Here is a 13,432-nt window from a genome sequence, read left to right as displayed (position 1 = left end):
ATGTTAAAGTATTATATTAAAAATTTTATATATCGTATTAAAATCAATATAAAAAATTATTTCAATTTTCTATGGGCGCACCTACTAATCGGTTTTTTAGCCATTCTACGATATCTTCCTGCTAATATTGGTTTTTCTTTTTTTTCCTGGTTAGCAAAAACATTTGGTCCTCTTGTACCTCGTCATAAAATTGTACTTTCTAATCTTAAAGCTGCATATCCAGAAAAAACAGAACAAGAATTGTGTAAAATTGCAATAAAAATGTGGGAAAATATGGGGCGACTTCTGGCCGAATATATTTTTCTTGATAAAATTTTTGACTTCGATCCTAATGCTGATAAGCCAGGATTGGTTGAAGTCAACGGCATTGAAATATTTCAACGATTAAAGAACGAAAAAAAACCACATATTTTTTTCACAGCTCATACTGGAAATTTTGAACTTCTTCCTATATGCGCTCAAAGTTTTGATCTTAACGTCACAGTATTATTTAGGCCACCCAATAATCCCTATATTGCAAAAAAAGTTCTTAAAGCGCGCAAAACTTCTATGGGACATCTTGTACCATCCAAAGCTGGTGCAGTCTGGATACTAGCTGCCAAACTAGCAAAAGGTGAAAATACAGGCGTTCTTGTCGATCAAAAATTCCGTCGAGGTATTCCTGGAACATTTTTTAACCGACCAGTTAAAACAAATCCCCTAATTATAAAACTCGCTCGACAATATAATTGTGATATTTATCCAGCACGTTGTATCCGATTAACTGGAGGACGTTATCGTCTAGATTTATATGAACGTGTAGACCTACCACTTGATGAAAAAAATGAAATTAACATACCTGCTGCCACACAAAAACTAAATGATATTGTTGAATCTTGGGTACGTGAATATCCCGAACAATGGATGTGGTTTCATAGACGCTGGGACCTATAATTATATTATATAAAGAGACATTAATGCTAGCATCAAAAGATATCAATGACCTTATTTCAATTGTAGCAGCATTACGAAACCCTGAAAGTGGTTGCGCTTGGAACATAAAACAAACTTTTGAGTCCATTATACCTTATATGCTTGAAGAAGCTTACGAAGTTATTGATGCCATTGAACGAGGTAATCGAACAGATCTTTGTGAAGAACTCGGTGATCTTCTTTTACAGGTAGTGTATCACGCTATGATTGCTACAGAAGAAAGAAGCTTTACTTTTGAAGATGTTGTTTATGCAATTACGGCAAAAATGATTCGCCGTCATCCTCATGTTTTTGGAAATACAGAGCAAAAAAGCCGTGGTTTTGTGGAAGGAATGTGGGAGCATATCAAGAAAATAGAAAAAGCCGAACCGAAAAAACAATATGAAAAAATAAGTGTACCAGATAATGAACTAGCAAGTTATCTTATCCAAGTAAAATCAGCTCAACCAGCAGATCAAGAAGCCCTCGCATTACAAAAAGCAGCTGCAGAAGTTGGTTTTAAGTCGTATGATAGTGATAAAACTTTTGCAAAAATCAAAGAAAAACTCAATACACTCAAAGAAGCAATAAAAATTGAAAAAAAATCCGATATAGAAATAGAATTCGGCGATCTTTATTTCACGCTATTGAACCTCGCACGTCACTTGAATATTGATCCACAAAAAGCACTTAAAAAAACTAATACAAAATTTCGAAATCGCTTTGCGAATATTGGAGAAAATCTACTAGCTCAATCTAAAATGCTAACCGATGTCTCTTTAAAAGAAATGGAAGATCTTTGGAATAAAGCCAAAAATGCAGAATAAAAAATTATTTATACATCTTAATAGATATAATTAGAAAAATTATATAACAATTTGTTATTTAACTAAATTTTCTTGTATATTTCATTTATCTTATTTTGCGAAACAGGACGAATCTCTACCGATTCACCGCATCCACAAGATGAAATTTGGTTAGGATTATTGAATATAAAACCTGAGCGTAATGTTGTTACCTCATAATCCATCTGCGTTCCTAATAAAAATAATACTGCATCGCGTGCGACAAAAACACGAGCACCGTTAACTTCAACAACATCAGCATCATGCATTTCTTCTGTTACAAGAGTTATGGTATATTCCATACCTGCACAACCACCTTTCTTGATACCAACAAGAATACCATATGCATTTTTTGTTTTCATAATAGTTTTAACGCGATCTATGGCAGCTTCTGTCAAATTTATTACTGAAAAACGGCTCATCGTTTATTATTCTTTCACTGAACAAAGATTTTAGCTGCAATAATGCCATTTTTGATATTAAAACAAGCATCGGATTAAGCAAATAAATTATGTATACATTTCTTTAGATTTTTAATTCCTCTTACAATCTCTTTAAAGTAGTTAAAAAGTTCTTTTCGTTTTATTTAATCTATCATTATGTCAACATAATTGATTTATCCTCAAAACAGATTCTCAATATACACAGAAATATGAAAGAGATATCCTTGCTTTTCCACTAATGCCGCAATAAAAATAAATTTATTTGAAATCATAAAAACTATTCACTTTCTTCATCATCATACTATTAATAATCCTTAAGCTCTGCATACAGCAGCTGCTAAAAATCAGTAAATAAAAAACTTAGTGATCGAATTACTTATCGCAAATAAATTATAAATACTGGACTACAAAGTCTTTCTTTTATCATCTTAGTGGTTCTTTCTTGTCACAAAAGAATATTCTGATAGATTTGATGTTGTTTTTCTCTTGCCTTTAAAGAAACAGTTGTTTAGTCGTGCTAAATAGTTCGGAGCGTAGCGCAGCCTGGTAGCGCACTTGACTGGGGGTCAAGGGGTCGTGGGTTCAAATCCCGCCGCTCCGACCATCCTTCAAAATTAAGAAAAAAGGATGCTTTCCTAAAGAGAAAATTTCTTTATATATAATTTCAAACATCTATTCTGCTTTTTCAATTATTTATAGCTGTTTTTATACAAAGAATCTTTAGACTTTCTCTTCAAGGCAATATAAAAAACACGGGACTTTTATCCCGTGTTGCTCAAATAACTTAGAAAATTATAATTGTTCTTTTGCCTTAAGTTTTAAATTTTCTGTAGATGTATTATGATTATTGCTATTTTTAGTAGCAGACGTCGCTGCTTGCACAGCTATTTTTCTTGGTTTTAATTCAGCTGGCGTTTCTCTTTGAAGTTGAATATGGAGAAGACCATCACTTAGTTCAGCTCCAATAACTTTAACATGATCAGCTAAATGGAAACGACGCTCAAAAGCACGTGAAGCAATTCCTCGATAAAGAAACTCACGCCCTGCAACGTCATTTTCTGGCATTTTCTCACCCTTAATGGTTAGCTGATTACAATGTATTTCAATATCTATTTCATTTTGTGAAAAGCCAGCAACAGCCATAGAAATTCTATAAGAATCCTCACTTAAACGCTCAATATTATACGGTGGATAAGAAGAAGAAATATCATCTAATTGTGTCCTGGAATCAAACCAGTTAAGAAGATGGTCAAAACCTACTGTTGAACGATAAAATGGTGAAAAGTCTACTTGACGCATAAACTTGCCCTCCTTTAGAGCGACTATAATTGATCCTTCAAGTCTCCAAATGGCAGATATATTTGCAGACCAACAGTCCCAATATGGCAACTGTAATATTTATTTGGGAACAAATCTTTTTTATTTCAACTCCTTTGTATTTTAATTTACAAAAATACATATAAATAAAATAAATGTTTTTTAACTCTTCATCAGCATTACAAGTAACAGATTTTTTTATCTTGCATCAACTTGTGCACGTACATCAACAAAGGATGCCAATTGAAAACACCTCTTTATTCTCCAGAGCATAATTCTTCTTTTTCTAATATGCATAGTAGCTATTTCAAAACAGCTAACAACCATGAGATTCGTTTTGCAATAACAAATTCTGAAATAAAAAAAACTAAAGGAACGGTTGTTATTCTCAAAAACTATGCAGATACTCTAGAAGAATATTTTTTACCAATGAATGAAATCTCTCAACGCGGTTTTTATACCGCAATATTTGATTGGCTTGGTCAAGAAGGGAACCAACCGAACAAACAAAAATGGTATCAACATAATTATTTTAATATTAATAATTATATCAATTATTTATCAGAATTTCTTAAAATAATTGTTTATACTGATTGCCCTCCACCTTATTACATGCTTACTTACGGTATGGGAGGACTAATAGCACTTAACGGGCTAAGCCTTATCACTCATCAATTTAACAGAATGCTTTGCGTTTCTCCTCTTTTTGCTCCACTAGGCAATAAAACAAACAGTTTTCAACATAAGCTAACACAATTTTTTTCCGATATAGGCCTTGGCTTTTTACCTGTTAAAGATAGAAAAAAATTAAAACAGAAAAACACAGAATCTAATTTTTCTTTTAATCCAACAACGGCTCAGTGGCTGTCCTCAACGCTCAATGCAATCGATGCAATGAAAACAAATATACTTCATGGGAAGTTACAAATTCCAACACTGTTTATCCTTGCTAATCAAAATAATATTGCGAATAATATTGAAGCAAGACAATTATGTCGATCAACACATTTGACAGACAGTATTACAATTATAGGAGCTGAGCTTGATACAATTATGCGTGAAGAATACTTTTATAAACAATTTTGGTCTGCATTTGACTGCTTTATTTCTAACAACCATCAAAAACACAAAATTTTTTAATAAATATATAAGTTTTCACACAATCAAAAGCATTGCCTGATTATATAAACTTTCGATATAAAAAATAATTAATAATCTTCTAATGTTTCAATAATTAGCAGCTCCTAAAACTGACATAATCATAAAATGTATATAATCAATCTGATAAGAATCAGCAAAAGTGGAAAAAAATAGAATCTGCAATTAAGTGAGCTAAAACCTTCAAAATATCGGATTCTTAACCCAAATTATGTACATAACGAATTCAAAAAGTAAAAATAATAATGTGAATTCTGGATAACAGCTAAGAAATTAACCATTTCGCCATTCATTTTCATTATAAATGTTTTATAGCTTTTCCTATAAATGCTCTACAATGTATAAATCAATATGATAAATTCTGATAAATAAAGCAATTGGACATAATGATGAAACGAATCTTGCTTGCAGAAGATGATAATGATATGCGCCGCTTTTTAGCAAAAGCACTCGAACGTGCAGGCTATGAAGTTACTGATTTTGATAATGGTGTTAGCGCATATGAATGCTTACAAGAAGAGCCCTTTTCTCTTCTACTTACTGATATTGTAATGCCAGAAATGGATGGAATCGAATTAGCACGACGTGCAACTGAAATTGACCCTGATTTACGAGTAATGTTCATTACAGGCTTTGCAGCAGTCGCATTAAATTCAAATCATGATGCTCCTCCTGATGCTAAGGTGCTTTCTAAGCCATTTCATTTACGTGAATTGGTTAGTGAAATCGAAAAAATACTTATAGCTGCTTGAAAAAGATATTTTTTTTAATTATTCGTATTTTATTATAAAAATTCAATCAAGCATTAACGTTTACAGTTTTATACGTGATGCTACCATTATATAATGGGCGTGTAGCTCAGCGGGAGAGCACTACGTTGACATCGTAGGGGTCACAGGTTCAATCCCTGTCACGCCCACCAGGTGTTTTATACATAAATATAACATACTGATTTTACTTATCTTTTTTTAAGATTAGGGATAAATAAAGGTTAAGGAATAAGATTTTAAATTTTTCTCTAAAATACATTGCGAATCAGTCTTGTTTTTTGATCTCTTTATCTTTGTGTTTTAACTTTTTGGACCTGTTTCCATCCACACAACTATTCACCATATTTGTTATGTTTCAAGATTTGTTTGGCCAAGTTGATACTGATGACAGTGAGATCTTTCTGATCCAAATACAGAGGAGACCAACCGATACAAGAAAAGCTTCTACTTCCGCACCCACTGAGAAAGATCAGAACGCACACCGCCATCACTTTGCTTATTAACTTCATTTTCTATTTCCAGCCGGGTTATTGCTCTCTTGATGAGGGTTTCTGTTTGTTTTTGCTGTTCAGTCTTCTTGACTAAACGAAAAACTCTTACTAAGGCTATAAAAAAAAGCGGCTATAGCCGCCATCATCACCACACAATATTTTTTTCCCCACAAGATCACAAACGTTCCTCCCGTAAGCGCTTAGCAATCAAGATTAACTCCACACAAGACGCAAGAACTATATACAATCAATATCCAAGCCTTTTTAATACTACGCTTTTTACAAGGACTTGGAGCCTGTTCAGGGATTGTTTTAAGTCGCGCTATTATTAACGATTTAATGAACAAAGAAGCTGCAGGAAAATTTTATTTGGTTATTTTCCCTTTTGTCGGAACATCACCAGCACTTGCACCGTTAATTGGCCAGCTTTTATTACAATCTTTTAATTGGCAATCCATTTTTATCTTTTTAAGCCTTTTTATACTTTTATCCATTTTCCTTTGTCACTTTGTATTAACAGAAACTCTCCCTCTTACAAAACGTCAATCTTTTACTCCTGTAGGAATTATTAAGAACAGTTTGGAAGTTCTTAGAAATAAACAGTTTATTTTTTACGCATTGATTCCATGTTTTGCCTATGCAGCCTACTTTGCTTATATCGTAGAATCTCCTTTTTTTCTTACAAACCTAGGTTTATCAACTCTATACATTTGTTATAGCTACATTGGTGTTTCTTTAACCTATGTCTTGGGTAATTTGGTAGCGCGAAGCTTTCTTAAGCGAGAGTCTATGGAACGTACTATTCAACGTGGATATGTTATTTTTGTTATGGGTGGCATATTATTTGCTATACAAATGTATGTAAGTCCGTGGCCGCTTCTAACGAGTTTAATAGCCATTTCTATTCTTACTTTTGACAATGGTTTTTTGTTGCCATTAGGAATAGCATTGGCTATTTCATCACACCCAAAAGCCGCTGGAGCAGCATCCGGAGTCATGGGAGCATTACAATTAGGAAGTGCTGCATTCAGTGCAATAATGATTGGAACAATATCTAGACATAATCCATGGGGTTTTGCCATTTTATTGGCACTATGCTGCATAGTGGGTTTTGTAATTTATAGTCGAAAAGCAAATTATTTTATGACTTTGAAGTAAATTAAATAATCAATTAGGGAGAGAATTGTGCTTAAAAAACTTGATGTTACTTTGCAAGATGGGGGTTATAGAAATCAGTTTTCTTTTTCACTAAATAAAGCAATATAAGTATAAAAACCTTAACAAAGACTACCCTCTCTTCTTAAATAGCGACGTTCTCTTAAAATCATATCGCTCAATCATTTTTTATATTCTAAAGCCTCCTTAACTATAGATAATTATATAAATTACACTTTTTTGATTTTAAATCTTCTTTTCTCTTCTTGATAGACTTTTCTTTTCTTTAAATTATAAAGTTTAAGTGCATAAAAACAAACAACAAGAAAAGAAAGCCAAATAACACCTATCATCAACACTGATCTCGTATTATCAAAAAACCATAACAAAATAAAAATAAAGATCATAAATAAAGTAGCAAAAATGGATCCTATTGGCCAAAACGGTATTGGAAACTTTAGATCACGGTGTTCTTCTGCAGACATTTTAAGCCGCATAAAAATTTGCGAAAGCAAAATCATTACCCACACAAAAACTGTCGCAAATGTCGCCATTGTCGCAATAAGAAAAAAAAGCTGATCATGATAATAATAATTAAGAATAACACCAAAAATAAAGATGCTAAATACGAGTAAAATAACAAAAATCGGTATACCGTTTTTTGATAAATATTGGAATTTTTTAAATGCATAACCTTCCTGCGACAAACCATGTATCATGCGAACCGCACCATACATTTCACTATTAATCGCAGAAACTACAGCTGTGATAACAACAATATTAAGAATATGAGCTGCTGACGAAATACCAAATCTTTCAAAAATTGTAACAAAAGGACTACTAATAAGGCGAATTTCATTCCAAGGATAAAGCGACATTAAAACTGCTAACGTCATAACATAAAAGAGCACAATTCGAATTGGAATAGAATTAATTGCTCTTGAAATTGTTTTATCAGGATCCTGTACTTCCATTGCAGCCATTCCAATAATCTCTACTCCTCCAAAAGCAAAAACAACAACACTAAAGCAAGCTAAAAAACCAAATAAACCATTTGGAAATACTCCACCATTTTGCCATAAATTATGAATCCCAATGGTAGAAAATGTATTTGTATTCCAATTAAAAAAAATAATTGCTATTCCTAAAATAATCATAGCGAAAATGGCAATAATTTTTACGGAAGAAAGCCAAAATTCTAGCTCACCGTACACTTTCACTGCTGCTAGGTTAATACCAGTAATGATAAGAGTAATACTCAATGTCCATATCCAAGAAGCAACATCAGGATACCAAAAACTCATATAAGTTGCAAAAACTGTAATATCAGCTAAACCAACAAGCACTACTTCAAAAACATATGTCCATCCTGTTAAAAAACCAGCTAATGGTGATATATAATTTGTAGCATAACGAGCAAAAGAACCAGACAGTGGATTATGAATAATCATTTCTCCTAAAGCACGCATAACTATAAAAATAGCTAAACCTGCAATACAATAGGCAATTAAAACACTTGGGCCAGCAAGATTAATCGCCTGTGCCGATCCATAAAAAAGCCCTGTTCCAATAGCAGAACCAAGAGCTAAAAATATAACCTGACGCTGATTTATACCTCGTTTAAGTTCATTTGTTGTCATTTCTATCCTTCTTCAAACATCATCCTAACTTTTACAGAAGCAAAATTGGCAGATTAATAAGAACCGAAGCCGATTGAAATGTAAAAAACTCTAAAAGATCTGAAGGACTTGAATTTTTATTTTCTATATTTTCATACAAGAATACAATTCACAACGGCTAAGATGCATAATTTCATTTTATATGGTGATGCAACATATACCGTTTACAACAAAAAAACCGCATTCTTCCTTTTCCTTCAGCTTTAAGGAAATGTAGATAATAGGGCAATTGTATTATGACAACACACACTACTCTCTCACTTAAACTAAGTAGCTCTTCAATTTATCAAAAAAAAATCTGATGGGCAAGCATCATAAAAAAACGAGTCTCTAGCCTCTTTCTTTATAATTTTCTTTATAATGTTCTCACCATAGTTTAAAATTAATTTACTTATGGCTACAATAGTGGAAAAATTGTTTCTGATAAAACTGATAAAAAATATCCTTTATTCATAAAGGCACATATCTTCTCAAAATCTGAAGCCATATAACGATATTTCTCTAGAATCTTAATACGGTGACGTAAGTGCCTTATAACAAATTGTAATAAGGGACTCGTTTTAAAAGGAGTGTGATATTCAATTCCTTGTACTGCAACAAGCATTTTGATATCAATAATAACAAAGATTCCCACTCATTACCAACAACCGACAAAAACCGTGGCAAGCCATTGAAACGTGATTTTCTTGATTTGTCAAAGTTATCTCGAATCAACTGAAGAAGAATATGCCATTTGCTTATTTTCAAACATGAAAGCAGCAGTCACCTCAGTAATTATAAAACCGGAATTAAGTCTTATATTTTAGCTTAAAAAGCTGAAAATCTGCAAGAAATTGTTAGCTCAACCATTAAGAGCAATACATCTTTGAGAAATTAATCCTATTTCATGTAAAGAAAAACAACCTGATCAGAAACAAATACTCAAATGCTATACTATAAGTTTAGTATGAAAATTTTCATCGGATAGAATATCACTATTTCTTTAAATTAATGAATTATCTGTAACTGCATTTGTTTCAATAATTAGTGTTTTTTCTGCTGCTATTAGAATATCAAGAAATGTATAGTTAGCAACGTATATAATAAGAATCTTGGATACAATTACCTTTACATAAATGTGCTCCTCGAATTTCTCAATCTTTTACAAGCCTTTCTAGTGTCTGTGACACAATAATAGCCATGCAGAATATGAATATTAGAGTGAAATGGTTCCATTGCATCCATAGCAACATCTGTTATTAATGCCTCTGAAAGAAGTCCACCACACAGTGCACTATAACTATAAAAAAACCGCAAGAACAAGCACTGTTGATGTTTGAGTCTATTGCATAGACTCTCCCCTCTTTTGCCTCTAAAATAATGGCAGATAATCCTGATTTTTCTAGTGCAGCCTTCTCATTCATACAAAATGTTGAAAAAACGCGCCTCCCTCTCCTATCATCACAGAAGCTATATGTGCAAGCGGAACAAGATTATCTAATGTACCTACTGAGCCTTTTTCAGGAAAAACAGGAATAACTCTACTTGCAAGCATATTCTCTAGTAAATACAATAATTCCAAACCAACACCTAAAATCCATCGTCCCAAAAGAGAAATAAGCTTCAAAGTCATCATCAATCATAAAACACTTTCAGGTGAAGACGTTCCTATTCTACAATAATGTGATAAAATAAGATTTCTTTATAAAATGGATAAATTATCTATATCAGTTTTAATCGAGGCTAATTTGCCAAATCCAATATTAATGCCATAAACTTATTCATTGCCAGCAGCAATACACACTGCTTCTCTTTTAATAGCCAAATGTGTGTCATGATGGAGCTTGCTCATTTTACCATCCCAATAAACAGATTCAAGTTCATTCAAAGTAGCATTACCTGGATTTAATATTTAAAATAGTTTTTATAAGAAATATACAGCAAAGTGGAAAATTTGGTGCACCCGACAGAATTCGAATCTGTGACCTCTGCCTTCGGAGGGCAGCGCTCTATCCAGCTGAGCTACGGGTGCTTAAATGATGATTAAAACTGCTATACTCCTTTAGCTGATCATGTTCCCAGCTTCAATGATGAATCACTCCTTTTAAAAACTTAATAAAGAATATATGCTTATTCTTGATAAAATTATATTATTTTTTAATGCTACTTTGCATACATATTCCTTTTTTTTTAATAAATTACTTTTCATACAAAATTCTTTCTTTTATCAAAACAATCCTTATATAAAGTTTTTAAATTCTAAAAAATAAGTCGTGAATATCAGGACAATTTTTAATGACTACACTACCAAGTCGCTTTCATTTCGTTTCTGCAGAAACTGAAGAAGCTATCAAGGCCACCAATAAATTAATATCTATTTATGGTCACTCTTCTCTTGAAGAAGCCGATGCCATTGTTGCACTTGGTGGAGATGGAACAATGTTGCAAACAGTACGGGATGTCATGAATACCGGTAAACCTATTTATGGTATGAATCGAGGTTCAGTAGGTTTTCTAATGAATGAGTTTCATGAAAAAAAATTACCAGCCCGTATTGCTGCTGCACATAAAAAAGAAATTCATCCCTTACGCATGATCGCAAATGCACAAACTCAAGGACATATTGAAGCACTTGCAATCAATGAAGTATCCTTATTTCGTCAATCATATCAGGCTGCTAAAATTCGTATCAGTATTGATAACCAAGTTCGCATGGAAGAATTAATTTGCGATGGTATTCTTGTTGCCACACCAGCGGGATCTACTGCATATAACTTATCAGCCCAAGGACCTATTCTACCTCTCATGGCGCCCCTTATGATCCTTACTCCCGTTAGCCCTTTTCGTCCTCGAGCCTGGCATGGAGCTTTACTTCCAAATACCGCCACAGTGCGCTTTGATATGCTTGAATATAACAAACGTCCCGTCAATGCAGCTGCTGATAACATTGAAGTGAAATCTGTCCATTCAGTTACTATTTCATCAGCAACAGAAATAACAGTCTCTATCCTTTTTGATCCTGACCATTCTTGGGACGAACGAATCTTATCAGAACAATTTCGTTATTAATTTTTTATCGTTCTTTTTGCGGATATATAGTAGTTATAGTTGACTTTTTTTAAAATGCATCTTAACCCGTCTTCAAGAAAATGGAATGTTGACTTAGCCAATATCCTAGATAATCGTTAAAATTGCAAAATAATCAGCAAAAAGAAAGAATGACACTAGCTTTGGACAATTTCGATAATTTAGGCCTTTCAAAAAAGGTTATTAAAGCTATAAAATCAGCAGGATATACAATCCAAACTCCTATTCAAAGTAGGACGATCCCTCATATTCTTCAAAAAAAAGATGTTTTAGGAATTGCTCAGACAGGTACTGGTAAAACAGCTTCCTTCGTCCTTCCTATGCTTACCTTACTTGAAAAAGGACGTGCAAGAGCAAGAATTCCCCGTACCCTCATATTAGAACCAACACGAGAGCTTGCTGCCCAAGTTAAAGAAAATTTTGATAAATATGGTGTTAATCATAATTTAAACGTTGCATTATTAATTGGTGGTGTCTCTTTCGAACACCAAGATCGTAAACTTGAACGAGGCGCCGATGTTTTGATCGCAACACCAGGACGCTTGCTGGATCACTTTGAGCGTGGTAAATTACTCTTAGTAGGTGTTGAAATTCTAGTCATTGATGAAGCTGACCGCATGCTAAATATGGGCTTTATCCCTGACGTTGAGCGTATTTGTAAAGTGACTCCTTTTACACGCCAAACTTTATTCTTTTCAGCAACAATGGCACCAGAAATTGCACAATTAACAAAGCAATTTTTACATTCTCCTGTATATATCGAAATTACAGAAGCGTCTTCAACAGCGAAAACAATCACGCAACGACTTGTTAAGTCTGGAAGTAAATCATGTGATAAAAAAGCTGTTTTAAAAGAACTTATTCAGAATGAAGGTGATGAACTTAAAAACGCTATCATTTTCTGTAATCGAAAAAAAGATATTTCTGAACTTTTTCAATATCTTATTAAACATAATTTCAGTGTAGGTACACTTCATGGTGATATGGATCAACATTCACGCACAAACACATTAGCTAGCTTCAAAAACAATAAATTTATACTTCTTATTGCTTCTGATGTCGCTGCTCGTGGTCTGGATATCCCAGCAGTCAGCCACGTTTTCAACTATGATGTACCGACACATGCGGAAGATTATATTCATCGTATCGGCCGTACAGGACGTGCAAAACGCAGTGGTAAAGCTTTTACCATTGTCACAAAAGCTGACGAAAAATATATCCGTGCCATTGAAGAAATAAGCAAAGAAAAAATTGAGTGGCTTAATGGCGATCTTTCTACTTTAATAGCTCATGATGAAGAAAACGATACTGTTTCAAAAACAAAACCCACAAAATCACAACAGAAGACTGCTCAAAAAAAACGTAAAACTCAAACGAAAAAAATACTAGAAAAAGAGAAGTCAGCTTACATTGAAACTAAAGATAATAAAGAGAAATCATCAAACAAATGTCATGAAAAAAACAACAGCCCTATTCCAATTGGATTTGGCGATGATATCCCAGCATTTATGCTTATAAAAAACAATACTTAATTTGGTTACTGATAAGTAATAGCGA

At 33.2% G+C, this 13,432-nt stretch carries 9 protein-coding genes, 3 tRNA genes and 2 pseudogenes; 9 read left to right on the top strand and 5 right to left on the bottom strand.

From position 1 onward, the window contains the following. Positions 1–933 carry a lipid A biosynthesis lauroyl acyltransferase gene (locus Bho11B_RS03765; RefSeq protein WP_035005959.1) on the top strand — a complete coding sequence of 311 codons (933 nt, stop codon included), beginning with the start codon at positions 1–3 and terminating at the stop codon, positions 931–933. Positions 934–956: 23 nt separating this feature from the next. Continuing rightward, entirely contained in the window at positions 957–1,778 is an 822-nt protein-coding gene (gene mazG / locus Bho11B_RS03760) for a nucleoside triphosphate pyrophosphohydrolase (RefSeq protein ID WP_078673702.1), read from the top strand. A 62-nt stretch (positions 1,779–1,840) separates the two neighbouring features. Here mazG and Bho11B_RS03755 read toward each other — a convergent pair whose 3' ends face one another. Continuing rightward, entirely contained in the window at positions 1,841–2,218 is a 378-nt protein-coding gene (locus Bho11B_RS03755; protein ID WP_035005961.1) for an iron-sulfur cluster assembly accessory protein, read from the bottom strand. Between the two features lie 548 nt (positions 2,219–2,766). Between Bho11B_RS03755 and Bho11B_RS03750 the strand changes: the two genes are divergently transcribed. Then, a tRNA-Pro gene (locus Bho11B_RS03750) sits at positions 2,767–2,843 on the top strand. A 188-nt stretch (positions 2,844–3,031) separates the two neighbouring features. Here Bho11B_RS03750 and Bho11B_RS03745 read toward each other — a convergent pair. Continuing rightward, on the bottom strand, positions 3,032–3,538 hold the full coding sequence (locus Bho11B_RS03745; RefSeq protein ID WP_035005963.1) for an Hsp20 family protein: 507 nt from the start codon (positions 3,536–3,538) through the stop codon (positions 3,032–3,034). Positions 3,539–3,799: 261 nt separating this feature from the next. Here Bho11B_RS03745 and Bho11B_RS03740 point away from each other — a divergent pair, with 261 nt between their 5' ends. The 4 genes and pseudogenes from Bho11B_RS03740 to Bho11B_RS03720 all read left to right on the top strand — a co-directional run. After that, positions 3,800–4,696, top strand: a complete 897-nt coding sequence (locus tag Bho11B_RS03740; RefSeq protein WP_078673701.1) for a serine aminopeptidase domain-containing protein — start codon at positions 3,800–3,802, stop codon at positions 4,694–4,696. A 407-nt stretch (positions 4,697–5,103) separates the two neighbouring features. Next, positions 5,104–5,466, top strand: coding sequence for a cell cycle two-component system response regulator CpdR (gene cpdR / locus Bho11B_RS03735; RefSeq protein ID WP_035006684.1), 363 nt, complete (start codon positions 5,104–5,106; stop codon positions 5,464–5,466). Positions 5,467–5,561: 95 nt separating this feature from the next. Continuing rightward, a tRNA-Val gene (locus tag Bho11B_RS03730) sits at positions 5,562–5,636 on the top strand. A 576-nt stretch (positions 5,637–6,212) separates the two neighbouring features. After that, positions 6,213–7,133, top strand: a pseudogene (locus tag Bho11B_RS03720) (MFS transporter); the annotation flags it as partial. Between the two features lie 227 nt (positions 7,134–7,360). Here the strand turns inward: Bho11B_RS03720 and Bho11B_RS03715 are convergent. The 3 genes and pseudogenes from Bho11B_RS03715 to Bho11B_RS03705 all read right to left on the bottom strand — a co-directional run bounded on the left by Bho11B_RS03715 (position 7,361) and on the right by Bho11B_RS03705 (position 10,820). Further along, positions 7,361–8,770, bottom strand: coding sequence for an amino acid permease (locus Bho11B_RS03715; RefSeq protein ID WP_078673700.1), 1,410 nt, complete (start codon positions 8,768–8,770; stop codon positions 7,361–7,363). A gap of 436 nt (positions 8,771–9,206) precedes the next feature. Next, positions 9,207–10,700, bottom strand: a pseudogene (locus Bho11B_RS03710) (aromatic amino acid lyase). Between the two features lie 43 nt (positions 10,701–10,743). Then, positions 10,744–10,820 (bottom strand) — tRNA-Arg (locus Bho11B_RS03705). 263 nt (positions 10,821–11,083) lie between these two features. Between Bho11B_RS03705 and Bho11B_RS03700 the strand changes: the two genes are divergently transcribed. After that, positions 11,084–11,857, top strand: a complete 774-nt coding sequence (locus Bho11B_RS03700) for an NAD kinase (protein ID WP_078673699.1) — start codon at positions 11,084–11,086, stop codon at positions 11,855–11,857. Positions 11,858–12,006: 149 nt separating this feature from the next. Continuing rightward, a complete protein-coding gene (locus Bho11B_RS03695) occupies positions 12,007–13,407 on the top strand; it encodes a DEAD/DEAH box helicase (protein WP_078673698.1) in 1,401 nt (466 codons plus the stop codon). Positions 13,408–13,432: the final 25 nt, after the last annotated feature.

Origin of the sequence: Bartonella sp. 11B (assembly GCF_002022625.1) — a bacterium.
Taxonomy (GTDB): Bacteria; Pseudomonadota; Alphaproteobacteria; order Rhizobiales; family Rhizobiaceae; genus Bartonella; species Bartonella rochalimae.
This window is presented reverse-complemented; position numbering and strand designations above follow the sequence as displayed.

What these genes read in the sequence shown, in the direction of transcription:
- Bho11B_RS03700 (WP_078673699.1), top strand. Translation starts at nt 11,084, where the DNA reads ATGACTACACTACCAAGTCGCTTTCATTTCGTTTCTGCAGAAACTGAA.
- cpdR (WP_035006684.1), top strand. Translation starts at nt 5,104, where the DNA reads ATGAAACGAATCTTGCTTGCAGAAGATGATAATGATATGCGCCGCTTT.
- Bho11B_RS03755 (WP_035005961.1), bottom strand. Translation starts at nt 2,218, where the DNA reads ATGAGCCGTTTTTCAGTAATAAATTTGACAGAAGCTGCCATAGATCGC.
- Bho11B_RS03765 (WP_035005959.1), top strand. Translation starts at nt 1, where the DNA reads ATGTTAAAGTATTATATTAAAAATTTTATATATCGTATTAAAATCAAT.
- Bho11B_RS03695 (WP_078673698.1), top strand. Translation starts at nt 12,007, where the DNA reads ATGACACTAGCTTTGGACAATTTCGATAATTTAGGCCTTTCAAAAAAG.
- mazG (WP_078673702.1), top strand. Translation starts at nt 957, where the DNA reads ATGCTAGCATCAAAAGATATCAATGACCTTATTTCAATTGTAGCAGCA.
- Bho11B_RS03715 (WP_078673700.1), bottom strand. Translation starts at nt 8,770, where the DNA reads ATGACAACAAATGAACTTAAACGAGGTATAAATCAGCGTCAGGTTATA.
- Bho11B_RS03745 (WP_035005963.1), bottom strand. Translation starts at nt 3,538, where the DNA reads ATGCGTCAAGTAGACTTTTCACCATTTTATCGTTCAACAGTAGGTTTT.